At 70.7% G+C, this 13,205-nt stretch carries 12 protein-coding genes; 5 read left to right on the top strand and 7 right to left on the bottom strand.

Annotated elements, in window-relative coordinates:
- The first annotated feature begins 102 nt into the window (after positions 1–102).
- Together IDM40_RS18365 and IDM40_RS18360 are read left to right on the top strand one after the other, a co-directional pair.
- Positions 103–939, top strand: a complete 837-nt coding sequence (locus tag IDM40_RS18365; RefSeq protein WP_193123257.1) for a class II fructose-bisphosphate aldolase — start codon at positions 103–105, stop codon at positions 937–939.
- A 243-nt stretch (positions 940–1,182) separates the two neighbouring features.
- Positions 1,183–1,521: a histone-like nucleoid-structuring protein Lsr2 gene (locus IDM40_RS18360; protein WP_193123256.1), complete on the top strand. Its 339-nt coding sequence runs from the start codon at positions 1,183–1,185 to the stop codon at positions 1,519–1,521.
- A gap of 87 nt (positions 1,522–1,608) precedes the next feature.
- On the opposite strand, the gene IDM40_RS18355 is transcribed toward IDM40_RS18360, so the two are convergent.
- Positions 1,609–2,052 carry a MarR family winged helix-turn-helix transcriptional regulator gene (locus IDM40_RS18355; RefSeq protein WP_193123255.1) on the bottom strand — a complete coding sequence of 148 codons (444 nt, stop codon included), beginning with the start codon at positions 2,050–2,052 and terminating at the stop codon, positions 1,609–1,611.
- A 102-nt stretch (positions 2,053–2,154) separates the two neighbouring features.
- Between IDM40_RS18355 and IDM40_RS18350 the strand changes: the two genes are divergently transcribed.
- Together IDM40_RS18350 and IDM40_RS18345 are read left to right on the top strand one after the other, a co-directional pair.
- Entirely contained in the window at positions 2,155–3,954 is a 1,800-nt protein-coding gene (locus IDM40_RS18350; protein WP_193123254.1) for a flavin-containing monooxygenase, read from the top strand.
- Between the two features lie 28 nt (positions 3,955–3,982).
- Positions 3,983–5,017 carry an SMP-30/gluconolactonase/LRE family protein gene (locus IDM40_RS18345; protein WP_193123253.1) on the top strand — a complete coding sequence of 345 codons (1,035 nt, stop codon included), beginning with the start codon at positions 3,983–3,985 and terminating at the stop codon, positions 5,015–5,017.
- A gap of 4 nt (positions 5,018–5,021) precedes the next feature.
- On the opposite strand, the gene IDM40_RS18340 is transcribed toward IDM40_RS18345, so the two are convergent.
- The 3 genes from IDM40_RS18340 to IDM40_RS18330 all read right to left on the bottom strand — a co-directional run bounded on the left by IDM40_RS18340 (position 5,022) and on the right by IDM40_RS18330 (position 8,084).
- The gene (locus IDM40_RS18340) at positions 5,022–5,723 is read right to left on the bottom strand and encodes a hypothetical protein (RefSeq protein WP_193123252.1); all 702 of its coding nucleotides are present in this window, start codon (positions 5,721–5,723) and stop codon (positions 5,022–5,024) included.
- A 131-nt stretch (positions 5,724–5,854) separates the two neighbouring features.
- Complete coding sequence (gene purU / locus IDM40_RS18335) at positions 5,855–6,703, bottom strand: formyltetrahydrofolate deformylase (protein ID WP_193123251.1); 849 nt, start codon at positions 6,701–6,703, stop codon at positions 5,855–5,857.
- A 10-nt stretch (positions 6,704–6,713) separates the two neighbouring features.
- On the bottom strand, positions 6,714–8,084 hold the full coding sequence (locus IDM40_RS18330) for an L-serine ammonia-lyase (protein WP_193123250.1): 1,371 nt from the start codon (positions 8,082–8,084) through the stop codon (positions 6,714–6,716).
- A gap of 80 nt (positions 8,085–8,164) precedes the next feature.
- On the opposite strand from IDM40_RS18330, the gene IDM40_RS18325 reads away from it, so the two are divergent.
- The gene (locus IDM40_RS18325) at positions 8,165–8,830 is read left to right on the top strand and encodes a GntR family transcriptional regulator (protein WP_193123249.1); all 666 of its coding nucleotides are present in this window, start codon (positions 8,165–8,167) and stop codon (positions 8,828–8,830) included.
- A gap of 50 nt (positions 8,831–8,880) precedes the next feature.
- Here IDM40_RS18325 and IDM40_RS18320 read toward each other — a convergent pair whose 3' ends face one another.
- The 3 genes from IDM40_RS18320 to IDM40_RS18310 are packed head-to-tail and all read right to left on the bottom strand — an operon-like array spanning position 8,881 to position 12,884.
- Positions 8,881–9,756, bottom strand: a complete 876-nt coding sequence (locus IDM40_RS18320; RefSeq protein ID WP_193123248.1) for a bifunctional 5,10-methylenetetrahydrofolate dehydrogenase/5,10-methenyltetrahydrofolate cyclohydrolase — start codon at positions 9,754–9,756, stop codon at positions 8,881–8,883.
- Positions 9,753–10,373 (bottom strand): cyclodeaminase/cyclohydrolase family protein, encoded by a 621-nt coding sequence (locus tag IDM40_RS18315; protein ID WP_193123247.1) that lies wholly within the window; start codon positions 10,371–10,373, stop codon positions 9,753–9,755. The genes IDM40_RS18320 and IDM40_RS18315 overlap by 4 nt, the downstream gene beginning before the upstream one ends.
- A 36-nt stretch (positions 10,374–10,409) precedes the next feature.
- The gene (locus IDM40_RS18310; RefSeq protein WP_193123246.1) at positions 10,410–12,884 is read right to left on the bottom strand and encodes a GcvT family protein; all 2,475 of its coding nucleotides are present in this window, start codon (positions 12,882–12,884) and stop codon (positions 10,410–10,412) included.
- Between the last annotated feature and the right edge of the window lie 321 nt (positions 12,885–13,205).

Below are 13,205 nucleotides of genomic sequence, written 5' to 3'. Positions count from 1 at the left end.
CATCGCCTTCATGATCGGTCCAGGGGTGTTTCCGTCATCGAAGTGAGCGAAGTGCTCGAACCCGTGCACCCCGACGTAGGGCGACGAAGGAGGATGGTCGGGATGCCGCTTGTTTCCCTCACCGAGGCCGGCAACCGCTGCCGGGCGGAGAACACCGGGCTGGGCGCGTTCAACGTGGTGCAGCTGGAGATGGCGACCACACTGGTGGACGCCGCCGAGGCCGTGGGCGCACCCGTGGTGCTGCAGATCAGCCAGAACGCCGTGAAGTACCACCGGGGACGCCTCGAACCGCTCGGGCTCGCGGCCCTGCGGGTGGCGGCCGACGCACGCGTCCCGGTCGTGGTCCACCTGGATCACGCCACCGACGTCGCCCTGGTCGAGAGAGCCGTCGAACTGGGCTTCAGCTCCGTCATGTACGACGGCTCGGCCCTGGCCTTCGAGGAGAACGTCTCCACCACGCGCGAGGTCGCGGAGTTCTGCCACGCGCGGGGGGTGTCGGTCGAGGCCGAACTGGGCGAGGTCGGCGGCAAGGACGGGGTCCACGCCCCGAGCGCACGCACCGACCCCCGGGAGGCCGCGGCCTTCGTCCGCCGCACGGGCGTCGATCTGCTGGCGGTGGCGGTGGGCTCCTCCCACGCCATGACCGAACGCACCGCCGAGCTGGACACCGGCCTGATCGGCGCCCTCGCCTCGGCGCTGGAGGTCCCGCTGGTCCTGCACGGTTCCTCCGGGGTGAGCGACGACGGCATGAAACAGGCGATCAGGGCGGGGATCACCAAGGTCAACGTCGCGACGCACCTCAACGTCTGCTTCACTGCTGCCGTGCGGGCCTCACTGGACGACCGCCCGGAGGCGGTGGATCCCCGCCGATATCTGGGTGCGGGTTACGCAGCGGTCGGCCCGGAGGTCGAGAGGCTGCTTTCGCTCTACTCCGGCTAGGGTCACCCGACCGGGCCGTTCGACCTCGCCTTTCGGGGCGCACGGCCCGATGTGGGGCGCGACGCGTGTTCCGGGCGGCGGGATTCCGCAGGGGCAGCCAAAAGGCCAGAAAGCGTTCCTTCACCTGTGCGGCTCTTCACACCGGGACGGCCCGTACGAAAGACCGGCATTTTACCGAGTCTCAGTTGAAGGTGAACGCGTGTTATTTTTGACTGGCAATAGCAGCGTACTTCAGGGGGACCCATGGCACAGAAGGTGGAAGTTCTTCTCGTCGATGATCTGGACGGCGGAGAAGCGGACGAGACGGTGACGTTCGGTCTGGACGGGTCCACTTATGAGGTCGACCTGAGCAGCGACAACGCAGCGAAACTCCGCGACTCCCTGGACTCTTTCATCGAGGCCGGCCGGAAGAAGGCCCGTAAAGCCGCCAAGGGCAAGGTGAAAACCGCGCGCTCGTCCTCGAACCAGCAGCGCGCCGCGGAGATCCGCGCGTGGGCCAAGGAGGCGGGCCTCGAGGTGAACGAGCGCGGCCGCATCCCCCAGTCGGTGGTCGACAAATACGAGGCCGCACAGAAAGGCTGAGGCCGCGGCTCCACTCTCCCGACCACCGGGCACGTGACTCGGCCGGTGGTTCTCGGCGGGCCCCTTCGGGGGCCCGTCTTTTCTGTGTCAGGAACGCTGCTCGATCGCGCGGCGCAGTGCGGTCATGCCGCGTACGAGCGCGTCGAGGTCGTCCGGGTGCAGAGAGGTCAGCACCTCGGTGGAGGGGTCGGGTTCGGCGAGGAACTGGCGTTGGATGTCGCCGGCCATCGGTGTGGCGACCAAGCGGGTCACGCGCCGGTCGGCCCCGGATTCCTCACGGGCGAGGTAACCGAGGGCGACCAGTTTGTCCACGCTCGCGGAGACGGTCGGGGCGGACACCTGCAGGGACCGCGCGAGTTCCCGCCCGGTGGTGGCGGAGCCGGTGGCCACGAGCAGCACGATCTTGAGCTGGTGGAGCGTGAGTTCCAGCCCGAGGAAGGGCTGCATGCGCTGCCCCGCGAGCATGCGCGCTAGCGCACGGCGTTCGGTCGTGTACTCCGCTATGAGCTGCTCGCTCGTCTTCTCCGGCATCCTCCGGCACCTCCCCCGCGGTCAATCTAGCAGCGGAACATCGGTTAGGCTCCACCTAACTGTTAGCCGGTGACGCCGTATCCCGTGAGTGAGGACCGCACCTTGAGCACGCCCCAGAACCTGGCCGACGACATCGATCTCGAGGCACTGCGGGAGCGCTACGCCCGCGAACGCCGACGCCGCCTGCGGCCCGACGGCAGGGCGCAGTACCGCTCAGCCACCGGCTCGTTCGGTTACTACGCGAAGGACCCCTACACCGAGTGGACCGAACGCGACCCGCTCACCGACTCCGTGGAGGTCCTCGTCATCGGCGGCGGCTTCGGCGGCCTCTCGACCGCGGCCCGGCTGCGGCAGGCCGGCGTGGAGTCGCTGCGCATGACCGACGAGGCCGGGGACTTCGGGGGCACCTGGTACTGGAACCGCTACCCCGGCATCCACTGCGACATCGAGTCCTACTCGTACATGCCGCTCCTGGAAGAGGTCGGCTACGTCCCCGAGTGGCGCTACGCACCCGGCGAGGAGATCCGGCAGCACGCCGTGGCCATCGCCGAGACCTTCGGGCTCTACCGCGACGTCCTCTTCCACACCCGGGTGACCTCGCTCGACTGGGACGACGAGGCCGCAGAGTGGACCGTGGGCACCGACCGCGGCGACCGCGTACGCGCCCGCTACGTCGTCACCTCGTCCGGGACCCTGACCCAGCCCAAGCTCCCCGGGATCCCCGGTATCGAGGACTTCCGCGGCCACACCTTCCACACGAGCCGCTGGGACTACGCCTACACCGGCGGCGACCAGTACGGCGGCATGGACGAGCTCGCCGACAAGACGGTCGCGGTCGTGGGCACCGGCGCGACCGGGGTGCAGATCGTGCCGCACCTGGCACGCGACGCCGAACGCCTCCTCGTCTTCCAGCGCACCCCCTCCACGGTCGACGTGCGCGACAACCGTCCCACCGACCCCGAGTGGGCGTCCTCCCTCGGGCCGGGGTGGCAGCGCGAGCGCATGGAGAATTTCCTCTCGGTCGTCTCCGGTGAAGAGACCGACCGCGACCTGGTCCAGGACGGCTGGACCGGCACCGCCCGCCTGCAGCGGCAGATGATCACCGGGGCGCGCGACACCGAACTCTCCGAGGAGGAGCGCGAGCGCCTCGACGAGCTCGCCGACGCCCGGAAGATGGCGCAGATCCGTGCCCGGGTGGACGACGTGGTCGAGGACCGGGAGACCGCCGAGGCCCTGAAGCCCTGGTACCGGTACATGTGCAAGCGGCCCACGTTCAGCGACCACTACCTGCAGGCCTTCAACCGGCCGAACGTGGAGCTGGTCGACACCGCCGACCACGGCGGCATCACACGCATGACCGAGGACTCGATCGTGGTCGGCGACCAGGAGTACCGGGTCGACTGCGTGGTCTTCGCGACCGGGTTCGATGTGGGGGTCTCGGGCGTGCTGACCGGGGCGCTGCCGGTGCGGGGCCGCGGAGGCACGCAGCTGCTGGAGGACTGGTCGCAGGCCGGACCGCGGACCCTGCACGGGTTCTACAGCCCCGGGTTCCCGAACCTGTTCCACCTGGGCCCGCTGCAGAACGCGACCTCGGTCAACTTCACGCACATCCTCATGGAGCAGGCCGAGCACATCGCCGCTGTCGTGGCCGCGGGGCGCAAGGCCGGGGCGCGGGTGATCGAACCGACGGCGGAGGCCGCGGAGTCCTGGGCGCAGACCCTGCGGGGATGCGCCTACGACAACAGCCGTTTCCAGCAGGAGTGCACCCCGGGGTACTACAACAACGAGGGTGCCGGCAGCCCGGGATCGCTCTCCTACAGCCCGGGCCCCGTCTCCTTCCACGCGCTGCTGGAACGGTGGCGCGACGAGCACGTGCACGAGGTCCTGCACACCGAGGCCTGATCCCCTCCCCCGACCAGTGAGGAACCGTATGCCCACCCATGCCCGCAGTCCGCGACGTACCGCGACGGTGCGCACACTGGCCGCCTCAGCGCTCGTGGTGAGCACGGCCGGCTGCTCCCTCGCCCAGGGCGAGGCCGCGGACGGCCCCGCCGAGGACGTGACCGCCGAGCACCTGGTGCAGGCCACCGAGGTCCACGAGGAGACGGGGATGACCCTGCTCGAGGGCCCGACCTTCGCCCCCGACGGCGAGCTGCGGTTCGTCGACGTGACCGCGCCCGAGGGCGAGCCCAAGGTGTTGAGCCTGGACACCGACTCCACCGAGCTGAGCGGCGTGTACACCGATGATGAGGGCTCCTACACCTCGGCCCAGTTCAGCCCGCACGACGACCGGCTGTACCTGACCGACTTCGGGGGCGGGCGCATCGTCTCGGTCACCCCCGACGGCGAGGATCCGGAGGTGTTCTTCTCCGGCGAGGTCGAGGGCGAGCGGATGTTCCCCGACGACCTGGCCTTCGACGAGGAGGGGAACATGTACGTCAGCGACATGGCCGGGTTCGAGGAGCCCGCGTGGGAGGAGAAGGGCCGTGTGGTCCGGGTCGACCACGAGACCGCCGAGGCCGCGGTCCTGGCCGACGAGCTGCCGCCGCCGAACGGGATCTCCTTCACCGAGGACTTCGCCGGGCTGTGGGTCGGCCTGTACGGCGCCAACCGGGTCGACCACTACGAGCTGAACGGGGACGGCACCGAGGTGGCCACCTCGCACGCGGCGATCCACTTCGACGGCGGCACGAGCCGGATCGACTCGATCGCGGTCGACGGAGACGGGAACCTGTACCAGGCGATCCACGGCGAGCCGGCGATGTACGTGTACAGCTCCCTGGGCGAGCACCTGGCCACGGTGCGGGTGCCCGAGGAGGACGCCGAGGGCCTGTACTCGGCCACCAACGTGGCGATCGAGCCGGGCACCACCGACGCCTACATGACGGTGAGCGGTGACGACGGCGGCCACATCTACACCTTCGACGCCCTGGCCGAGGGCGTCCGCCAGTCCAACGGCGGCTGAGGGCCTAACCCTGCGCGGGCCGTCCGTCCTCCGGGGCGGGCGGCCCGTTCCCGTGCTCGGGCGGGCCGTACTCGGCGTCGTGGGCCTCGGCGAACCTGGCGGAGTTGCGCTTGCGCTTTCGGGCGAAGGGCCAGGCGATCGCGAAGGCCACGACCATGAACGCCCCCAGCACCAGGGCCAACGGGTCGCCGTCTCCTCCGATGTGCCGGAGCACCTGGAGCACCAGGAAGGGGCCGGCGGCCACGACGAACAGGACCACCAGGAGCTTGGTGGAGTTCCCGCGCCTGGCCTGGGGAACCAGGTGCCGGGCGAGCCGGTCGGTCTCCGGGTCCCCGCTGAGCACCCCCTTGCGCAGGTGGCGCTGGGCCGCCCGCAGGGTGTCGGGGTCGGCGTCGCGGGGTACCGCGCCGTCCTTCGTGGTCCACTTCAGCATGAACAGTCCGACGCCTGCGCCGAACGCTCCGCCGAGAACCAGCGAGCCGAACAGGACCAGCAGCCAGGGCCACGCCTCGGCCAACGTGGTGTTGCCGAACAGGAAGAGCGGGACGGCGCAGATCCCGATCAGAACGGCGCCGTAGAGGGTGACGGCCACGGTGACCCGGCCCATGTAGGTCCACGGGTGGTTCTGCCCGTAGCGCTGGAGCAGCATGAACTGCCGGACGATGTTGAACCGGCCCATGCGGGGGGATGTGGTCTTCTCGGTCATGGTCCGGTCCCTGCCCCGGCTGCGGGAGAACAGTGCCCGCTGGCCACATTTGGCCAGTGACAACATTCATCCCCTGAAAACGTCCGGCGCCCGCGCCCGGACGCGCGCAGGGCCGGGCACGGGCGGCGCCGTCAGTCGAAGACCACGGTGCTCCTGCCGTTGGACAGCACCCGCCGCTCGCAGTGCCAGCGCACCGCGCGGGAGAGGGCCAGCGCCTCGGCGTCGCGCCCGACCCGCTGCAGCGCGGCGGGGTCATGGGTGTGGTCGATCCGGATCACCTCCTGCTCGATGATCGGGCCCTCGTCGAGGTCGGAGGTGACGTAGTGGGCGGTGGCGCCCACGAGCTTGACCCCGCGCTCGTAGGCCTGGTGGTAGGGCTTGGCACCCTTGAAACCCGGCAGGAACGAGTGGTGGATGTTGATGGCGCGGCCCTCCAACGCCTTGCACGCCTGGTCGGAGAGCACCTGCATGTAGCGGGCCAGCACCACGAGCTCCGCGTCGAACTCGTCGACCAGCTCCAGGAGCCGCGCCTCCGCCTCGGGTTTGCTCTCCGGGGTGACCGGGACGTGCACGAACGGCAGTCCGGCGCCCTCCGCCATCGGCCGCAGGTCCTCGTGGTTGGACACCACGGCGACGAGCTCGGCACCGAGGCTCCCCGTGCGCCAGCGGAAGATCAGGTCGTTGAGGCAGTGGCCGGTCTTCGACACCATCACCAGGACCCGGGCCGCGCTGCGGTCGGAGAAGCTGAAGTCCATCCCGAAGTCGGCGGCCACCGGCTCGAACCGGCGCTCCGTCAGGGCGAGGTCGGCCTCCTCGGGAGCATCGACCTGGGCGCGCAGGAAGTACCGCCCCTGCACGGGGTCGTCGAACTGCTGGTACTCGCCGATGTCGCAGCCGTGCTCGACGAGGAAGGAACTGACCGCGTGCACGATGCCGGTGCGGTTGGGGCAGCTCAGGGTGAGGACGAACGATCGGGTCATGGGGGTCTCCTCAGCATTCCACGATGTTGAGAGCCAGCCCGCCGCGGGCGGTCTCCTTGTACTTGTCCTTCATGTCGGCGCCCGTCTCCCGCATGGTCTTGACGGCCTTGTCGAGGGAAACGTGGTGCTGACCGTCGCCGCGCAGGGCCATGCGCGCGGCGGTGACGGCCTTGACCGAGGCGACGGCGTTGCGCTCGATGCAGGGGATCTGGACCAGTCCGCCGACGGGGTCGCAGGTCAGCCCGAGGTTGTGTTCGATGCCGATCTCGGCGGCGTTCTCCACCTGTTCGGGGGTACCGCCGAGCGCCTCGGCGAGGGCCCCGGCCGCCATGGAGCACGCCGACCCGACCTCGCCCTGGCAACCGACCTCGGCGCCGGAGATCGAGGCGTTCTCCTTGAACACGAGCCCGATCGCCCCGGCGGTGAGCAGGAAGCGCACCGCTGCGTCGTCGTCGAACCCGGGCAGGACCCGCTCGGCGTGGAGCAGGACGGCGGGCACGATGCCGGCGGCGCCGTTGGTGGGCGCGGTCACCACACGTCCGCCCGCCGCGTTCTCCTCGTTGACGGCGAGCGCGTAGAGCGTGATCCACTCCAGGGGATCGGCACCGCCCGCGGCAGGATCGTTATCCAGGCGGGTGCGGAGTTCGCGGGCGCGGCGCCTGACCTTGAGGCCGCCGGGCAGGGACCCCTCGGCGCGGGTGCCGTTCTCGACGCACTCGTGCATGACCGCGCGGATCCGCAGGAGGCCCTCGCGGATCTCCTGGTCGGTGCGGCGCACACGTTCGTTGGCGTACATGACGCCGCTGACCGGCAGCCCGCTCTCCCGGGTCCGGCCGAGCAGTCCGTCGCCGGTGGTGAAGGGGTACGGCACGGGGGTGGCGTCCTGGACGAGCACGGGGCTGCCGGTCTCGTCCTCGTCGAGCACGAACCCGCCGCCGACGGAGTAGTACTCGCGGCGTTCGAGGACCTCCCCTGCGGCGCCGAGGGCGTGGAGCACCATGCCGTTGCTGTGGAAGTCCAGGCGCCGGTTGCGGTGCAGGACCACGTCCTCGTCGGTGTCGAACCGGATCCTGTGGTGGCCTGCGAGAGCGATCCACCCCTCCTCCCGCACGGCGCGCACGGCGGGTTCGGCACCGACGGGGTCCACGAGGTGGGGTTGCTCCCCCATGAGCCCGAGCACGACGGCCTTGACGCTGCCGTGGCCGTGCCCGGTCGCGCCGAGGGAGCCGAAGAGTTCGCAGCGAACGGTCGCGGTGGCCGGCAGGGTTCCGGTCGAGGACAGGCGCGAGACGAAGAGCTGCGCCGCTCTCATCGGGCCGACCGTGTGGGAACTGGAAGGCCCGATTCCTACCTTGAAAAGGTCGAATACGGAGATAGTCACCTTTGCCCCTGAAATACTAGTTGTATCGCTTTGATGTCGACTTGTTCTGGGGCTGCGGCACCAGGTCCTAGGATGGGCGCATGATCACCACCCCCAAGGAGCTCGAACCGCCGTCCATGTCGCTGGCCGACCGCGCCTACGCCGAGATCCAGGAACGCCTGATCATGCTGGACATCCCGCCGATGGCCCCCATCGACGACGGGGTCCTGAGCGAGTCCCTGGGCATCGGCCGCACCCCCGTCCGCGAGGCCCTCAAGCGGTTGCAGACCGAACGCCTGGTGGTCTCCTATCCCCGCCGCGGCACGTTCGCGACCGGGGTGGACATCAGCGACCTGGCCTACATCAGCGAGATCCGGGTGAACCTGGAACCCGTGGCCGCACGCCGGTCCGCCGAGGTGGCCGGGCGCGGCACCAGGGAGCAGCTCTCCGGGCTCGCCGACAAGATCGAGGCCCTGGACGTGGAGAACACCGACCGCAGCGAGCTCATGCGCTGGGACCTGCGGGTGCACCGGAGCATCTACCGGGCCGCGGCCAACCCGCACCTGGAGGACACGCTCCTGCGCTACCACAACCTCGCGACGCGGCTCTTCTGCCTGTTCATCGACCGGCTCACCCGGTTGGACCGGCACATCAGCGAGCACGTGACCCTGCTGCGCGGCATCGCCGACGGCGAGGGCGACATGGTCTCCGAGCTCGCACGCGAGCACGTCATCGGTTTCGAGAAGGCGATCCGCGCGGTCACCTGAACGGGGGCGGCCCGTCCCGCCGCCCCCGCCAGGGGCCCGCATCCGGGCCGTCACCGGCCTCCTCCCAGCGCGGCGGCGCTCCGGACCGTGTGCCGGAGCAGCTGCGCGGTGGTGACCGGGCCGACCCCGCCAGGGACCGGGCTCAGGACACGGACCCGCCCGTCCACGGCCGCGTGGTCGACGTCGCCGGCCAGACCTCCGTCGGGGGTGGGTGTGGTCCCGACGTCGATGACGACCGCGTCCCGGCCGACGTGCCCGGCCGTGATGAGCCCGGGCCTTCCCACCGCCACGACCAGGACGTCGGCGGTGCGTGTATAGGCCTCCAGGTCCTCGGTGTGGCGGTGGCAGACCGTCACGGTGGCGTCGCGGCGCAACAGCAGCTGGGCCACGGGTCTGCCGACCACGTTCGAGTGCCCCACGACCACACACGAGCGCCCGAGCAGGGGGATCTCGCAGTGGTCGAGCAGGGCCAGCACCGCGGCGGCCGTCGCGGGCGGGTGTGCGGGCAGCCCGGCCGCCAGGCGCCCCTGGGAGACGGGGTTGGCCCCGTCCACGTCCTTGGCCGGGTCGATGGCGCCCGCCAGCTCACCGAAGTCGGCGCCGGCGGGCAGCGGTGTCTGCAGCATGATCCCGTGCACGGCGGGATCGGCGCTGAGCCGTGACAGGGCGGACCGGATCTGTTCCGGGCCCGCCTCCGGCCCCAGGTCGATCACGTCGCACAGGAGCCCGGCGGCCGAGGCGGCCCGGGCGATCTGGCGTACGTACCAGGCGCTGGAACCGTGGTCGGTGGCGACGACGAGGGCGAGCCGCGGCGTGGTCCCGGCCAGGTTGAGTTCGACGGCGTCGGCGGCGACCTCGGCGCGGATCCCGCGCGCCACCCCGGTGCCGTCGAGGGATTTGGTGGCTGGAGAGGGAAGTGTGGTCATCGGAGGATCTGCTCCCTGACTGCTTCGGTGGTCTCGTCGGCCCTGCGGAGGACGGCGTCGGTGGCGGCGACCGCTCCGGCCAGTTCGTCCCGGTTCGGAAGGTCCGCTCCCGCGCCCAGGTTGATCTCGACGTTGACCCGTGAGGTGGCCGCAGCGGCCCGGGCCGCCTCGGCCGCCGCGGCGATGTCGGAGACGACGTTCGGGTTGCACAGCGGGCGCAACTGCTCGGCCAGGTCGAGCACACGCGAGGCGACCGCGACGACCTCGGCCGGGACCCGCCCGGCCTCGGACAGCGCACCGGCGATCGCCCGGGTCCGGGCGTCCTGCTCCTCGGGTGTGGACCGCGGCATCCGGTGGGCCCGGCCCACACCCCGGAACGCCGAGACGTCCTGGTCGGCCAGCACGAGCGCACGTTCGCGCAGGGTGTCCGCGCTCTCGCGCACCCGCTCGACGGTGGGCGCCTGCTCGGCCTCGGCGGGCCCGTTGCTGTAGCGGGCCACCATGGCGACCAGCGCCGCGCCCTGGGCGGCGTGCAGCGCACCGGCCGCCCCTCCGCCCGGTGCGGGTACACGTGCGGCGAGCTCGCTGAGATAGGTGTCGACGGTGTCGGATCGCATGGGGTCCTCCGGTGGGGGGCGAGGGAGGGGCGCCGATCAGCGGCGGATGCGCTTCATCTCCGGGTCGACCAGGGGTTCGGCCGCGACCGTGGCCCTGACCCTGCGGTCGAAGTACTGGATCTCCACGGGTGTGCCGGGCACGGCCGAGGAGGGCAGCCACGCGTAGGCGATCGGGACGCCGAGCGTGTGGGCGAAGGCCGCGGAGGTGACGTAGCCGGCCGGTTCCCCGCCGATCAGCACCGGCTCGGAACCGAGCAGGACACTGCGGCCGTCGTCGACGGTCAGGCAGGTCAGGCGCCTGGAGACCGCGTCGGGGTCGAGGGCCTCGACCGCCTCGCGACCGATGAAGTCGCCCTTCTTGCCCATGCGCACCGCGAACCCGATGCCGGCCTCGTAGGGGTTGTGCTCGGTGTTCATGTCCGCACCCCAGGCGCGGTAGCCCTTCTCCAGGCGCAGGCTGTTGAACGCGGCCCGGCCGGCGGGGGCGACACCGAGCTCGCGCCCGGCCTCGTACAGCACGTCCCAGAGCTTCTGCCCGTACTCCGCGCTGGTGTAGATCTCCCAGCCCAGCTCACCGACGTAGGACACGCGCAGCACCGTGACGGGGATGCCGCCGATGTGGGCGCGCATGCAGCGGAAGAACTTCAGGCCGTCGTCCGAGAAGTCGTCGCGGCTCAGGGGTTGGACGAGGTCGCGGGCGAGGGGGCCCCACACCCCGATCCCGCAGGTGCCGCCGGTGACGTCGCGGAGCTGCACACTCCCGTCGGCGGGCAGCTCGCGGCGCAGGCGGTCGAGGTCGAGGTTGCCGTTGACCCCCACCTGGAAAGTGTGCTCGTCGAGCCGCGCGACCGTGATGTCGCTGCGCACACCCCCGGCCTCGTCGAGCAGGAGCGTGTAGGCGACGTAGCCGGGCACGCGGTCCATCTTGCTGGTGGTGAGCCGGTCGAGGAAGGCGATCGCTCCGGGGCCGGTGACCTCCAGGCGCTTGAGCGGGGTCATGTCGTACATCGCGACGGCGTTGCGCGTCTTCCACGCCTCGGCGGCCGCGATGGGCGAGTGGTACATCGCCGACCACGGGTCGCGCGGCCGCGGATACCACTCGGCGGGCAGCTCCTTGACCAGCGGGGCGTTGGCCTCGTACCAGTGCGGGCGCTCCCAACCGTGGCTCTCCAGGAAGAACGCGCCGAGCTCGCGCTGGCGTGCGTGGAAAGGGCTCACCCGCAGGTCCCTCGGTGAGAACTTGGGCTGCGAGGGGTGCGTGACGTCGTAGATCTCGATGAAATTCTGCTTGGAGGTCTCCTCGACGTAGTCGTCGACGGTCTCGATCTCGTCGAACCTGTGCACGTCGCAGCCGTGCAGGTCGACCTCGCTGCGCCCGTCGACGAGCAGCTGGGCCACGGAACGGGCCACGCCGGAGGAGTGCGTGACCCAGACGGCCTCGGCGATCCAGAACCCCGCGACGTCGGGGGACTCCCCGATCAGGGGCCCGCCGTCGGGGGTGAAGGAGAAGATCCCGTTGAAGCCGGCCTCGACCTTGGCCGTGCGCAGGGCGGGCAGCAGGCGCTTGCTCTGCTCCCATGAGGGCGCGAAGTCCTCGTCGGTGAAGGGCAGCATGGACGGCATCTCCTCCTCGGAGGTGGAGCCGTCCTCGTTCTCGGGCAGGTCGGTGAGCGAGACCGGGATGGGACGGTGCGCGTAAGTGCCGATCCCGATGCGGTCGTTGTGCTCGCGGTAGTAGAGGTCGTGGTCCTGGTGGCGCAGGATCGGCAGGCGCGCCTCGGAGAGCTCGTCGTTGCGGCCGACCAGCTCGGGGACCTGGTCGGTGCGGGCGTACTGGTGCGCCATGGGCAGCAGCGGCACCTTCATGCCGACCATGTCGCCCACCCGGCGGCCCCAGAAGCCGGCGCAGGAGACCACGATGTCGGCGGGGATGTCGCCCTGGTCGGTGTGCACCCCGGTGACCCGGCCGCCCTGCTGGTTGATGCCGAGCACGCGTGTCGATCCCCGGAACTCCGCCCCGGCCGCCTCGGCCCGGCGGGCCAGGGCGATCACCGCGCGGGAGGCCTTGCCGAGCCCGTCCGTGGGGGTGTGGAACCCGCCGAGCACCTCGTCGGGGGCGAGGAGCGGGTGGAGCCGGGCGCACTCCTCGGGGCCCACGACGGTTCCGGGCACGCCCCAGGAGGTGGCCCAGCCCTGCTTGCGGTGCAGGTCGGCGAGGCGTTCGGGGGTGGTGGCGATCTCCAGGCCGCCGACCTGGTTGAAGCACCACGCGCCGTCGACGTCCAGGCCTCGGAGCTTCTCGGCCGTGTACTGGGCGAACGCGGTCATCGTCTTGGAGGGGCCGGTCTGGTAGACGAGCCCGGGCGCGTGCGAGGTCGAGCCGCCGGTGAGGGGCAGGGGCCCCTGATCGACCACGGTGACGCGGTTCCATCCACGTGCGGTGAGTTCGTCTGCGAGGTTGGCGCCGACGATGCCGGCCCCGATGATGACGACGCGGGGGGTGGGACTCATGAGGGTCTCCTAACTCGTGGTCACCCGTGGATGCCCTGTGTGATCGCGCGCGGGCACGGAAGTGGTGCGGCCGGGGTGAGAGGCGAGAGCGGGGGCAGGGGTGCTTCGGGAGGGCTCTCGGGGAGAGGGGTGCGGGCGGGCGGATCCGCCGTGGGCCCTCGGAGGTTCGCGGTGACCTTCCGAGGCGCCGGCATGTCGTCAGCAGACTGATATATCAGATGGTCGGCAGATTAGGCTCCGGAAATTACCGCGGTCAAGAGCTCGCCGGAAAATCGACCGGACAAAAATCGACCCTTGCGCCCGCTCCGGACGCCTCCTTAT

Source organism: Nocardiopsis coralli, assembly GCF_014892575.1.
Taxonomy (GTDB): domain Bacteria; phylum Actinomycetota; class Actinomycetes; order Streptosporangiales; family Streptosporangiaceae; genus Nocardiopsis; species Nocardiopsis coralli.
This window is presented reverse-complemented; position numbering and strand designations above follow the sequence as displayed.